Source organism: Microbacterium sp. BF1, assembly GCF_019279095.1.
Lineage (GTDB): Bacteria > Actinomycetota > Actinomycetes > Actinomycetales > Microbacteriaceae > Microbacterium > Microbacterium maritypicum.
In genome coordinates, this window is record NZ_JAGYWT010000371.1 from 1 (window position 1) to 2,486 (window position 2,486).

Annotated in this window: 4 protein-coding genes; 1 reads left to right on the plus strand and 3 read right to left on the minus strand. The window is 66.1% G+C overall.

Annotated elements, in window-relative coordinates; genetic code table 11:
• Positions 1-1,213: AAA family ATPase (locus KZA10_RS12220; protein ID WP_374196586.1), on the minus strand; the 1,213-nt coding region annotated here is incomplete at its 3' end.
• A gap of 53 nt (positions 1,214-1,266) precedes the next feature.
• The gene (locus tag KZA10_RS12225; protein WP_218683010.1) at positions 1,267-1,644 is read right to left on the minus strand and encodes a hypothetical protein; all 378 of its coding nucleotides are present in this window, start codon (positions 1,642-1,644) and stop codon (positions 1,267-1,269) included.
• A 215-nt stretch (positions 1,645-1,859) separates the two neighbouring features.
• Here KZA10_RS12225 and KZA10_RS12230 point away from each other — a divergent pair, with 215 nt between their 5' ends.
• Positions 1,860-2,066 carry a CsbD family protein gene (locus KZA10_RS12230; RefSeq protein ID WP_017829324.1) on the plus strand — a complete coding sequence of 69 codons (207 nt, stop codon included), beginning with the start codon at positions 1,860-1,862 and terminating at the stop codon, positions 2,064-2,066.
• Positions 2,067-2,141: 75 nt separating this feature from the next.
• Here the strand turns inward: KZA10_RS12230 and KZA10_RS12235 are convergent, their stop codons facing one another.
• Positions 2,142-2,306: a hypothetical protein gene (locus KZA10_RS12235; protein WP_017829325.1), complete on the minus strand. Its 165-nt coding sequence runs from the start codon at positions 2,304-2,306 to the stop codon at positions 2,142-2,144.
• Positions 2,307-2,486 lie beyond the last annotated feature (180 nt).

A 2,486-nucleotide genomic window follows, 5' to 3' on the forward strand; every position in this document is an offset into this window, starting at 1 on the left:
GGAAGACGGGGGCGTGGACTGCGGCCGCGCGAGCCTGGTCGACGGCTGCATAGTCGCGTTCCCATCGGGTGGTGTGCTCCTGGACGACCGCGGCCTGTTTGTCGTGCTCCAGGCGTGCGACGTCGGCGATTGCGGTCTGTTGCTCTCGCTCGAGCGCAGCGACACCGGCGGCGGGGTCTGTGGCGGAGATCCCCGGGTGGCGCTTCTCCCAGTTCGCGGTGGCGAGTTCCCATTCGCGGACGCGTGCCGTGTAGACGCGCTCACTGGTGGCGAGCCGTTCGGCGCGCACCGTCAGGTCGACGCCGGGTGCGGGGAGGACGATGCCGTGAAGGTCGCGGGTGATGTTCTCGCGGGCGGCTTCGACGCCGCGGTCTCCGGCTTCGTGGCGTAGCGCTCCGGTGAAGATGGAGCGGGCTTCGTCGATGTCGCCGGCGACCAGGTGCAGGGTGTTGTGCTCGCGGCCGCGGGTCGCGGATACGTAGACGGCTTGCGCGCTGGACGAGTCGGTGACGATGCCGTGGCCGAAGTCGACGGTGGCACCCTGGACGCCGTATTCGGTCGAGGCGTAGGCGAGGTGCGTGTGTGCCTCGACGTACTCGGCGGGCAGCCGCGCCTTCCGTCCGCTCTCCTTGTCCTTGAGGCTCACGGATCCGTCGCGGTGCACGCGGGCGACGGTCCAGGTGTCGCGGTTCGCGTCACGCAGGTCTTTGTCGTTGCTGCGGGTCATGATGCGGTCGCCGACACGGATGTTCAAGCCGTCGCTGCCGGCGACCTCAACGGCTGGTGTGCGGGTGTGGCCGGCGCGGGCGCGCGCGTCTTGGGCAAGGGAGTTCAGCTGTGTCGCGGCGTCGTTGGAGGTGACGACGACGGTAGCGCCGGCTTCGGCCTTGCGGATGACGTCCGTGCTGATCGCTGTCCAGGCTTCCGCGTCGGTGGCGTGGATGGTGATGTTGCCTCGTTCGTGCAGCTGGTCGAAGAGCTTCCCGGGCTCGTGATGGTCGCGCATCGCGATCGTCAGCTGCGCGTACTCCTTGTCATTGAAGCAGTAGAGGTCCGTGAGATCGATGGGGCGCGGGGACGCCGCAACGGCAAGGTCGAGGACACCGCCGCGACTGACATCCGGCAGCTGTGCGCGGTCGCCGATGAGCGCGGCACCAGTCCCTGTCTCATCAGCGATCGTGACGAGCGCATGGGCAGGATCTTGGTCGAGCATGCCGGCCTCGTCGATGACGATCCGGGTCGATGCCGCCTGAGCCCGCCTCCGGTTCAGGCGCTCGCCATCAGCATGTCCTTCATGGCCGAGCAGGCGTCCATGCAGGCCTGGCACGCCTGAGCGCACATCCGACACACGTCGCTCTCGTCGGCATGCCGCGCACACGCGTCCATGCACGTCTTGCACATCGCGATGCAGGCGTTGAGCATCGCCATCATCGACGCCGGGGTCATCCCCTGCATCCGCATCATCGACCGCATCATGGTGCCTGCCATGTCGGCGCAGTTCATACAGGCGGGAGAGCAGTCCATCATCTGCGTCGAGCACACCGTGCAGGCCTGTTCGCATGCGGCGCACGCATCCATGCACGCCTGCATGACGGACATGTCCATCATCTGCATGTCGGGCATCGACTCCATGCTCTTCGACATGGCGCCCATCATCATCGAGTCCATCGCACACCGCTTCCTTGGTCGAGGTCCGCGGGCAGGACCACCCGCCTGGCGCCAGGCTAGTCCTTCGCGAGGCGTGAGTCGATGGCGACCGAACGTTGTCACGGCCCGGGCGGATTGTCAATCCCGTGGCCGCTTCTCGGAAGGAGTGAGAGTGTCGGAGGCAATCGATCCGCCTACGAGAGGAGCCGCACATGAGTGCCGCAGACGACATCAAGAACGCCGCCGAGAAGGCCGCCGGAAAGGTCAAGGAAGGCGTCGGAAAGCTCACCGACAACGAGAAGCTCGAAGCCGAGGGCAAGGCGGATCAGGTCAAGGCCTCCGCCAAGCAGGCCGGCGAGAACGTGAAGGACGCCGCGGGCAAGGCCGGCGACAGCGTCCGGGACGCGTTCGAGAAGTAAGGCGCCCCACACACCGAAGAGGTGAGGTCCGCCGAAGGGCGGGCCTCACCTCGATGGGTCAGACGTGTGGTGTCGTCAGACCTTGCGGCTGCCGCTGATCGCTCGGATCAACCAGGCGATCACGGCGATCGCGAGGAGGACGAGCCCGACCCACAGGAGGAACTGGAGCGACTGCACCAGTCCTCCGGTGATCGCAAGAATCACTGCGATGACGATGACGATGATCAGGAGGATGTTCATCGTTCTTTCCCTTCTTTCGGCAGGCGCGAACGCCCGACTGTGGTGCCCCCACGCTAGGGCGTGTCTCCCATATCGCTGGTGAGGCTCACGGCAGTCTTGTTGTGTGAGGTCTGATTCGCGGTTGAGGGTGTTCACGGACGAGCAATGGAAGCGGATCGAGCCGTTGCTGCCCTCGAACGA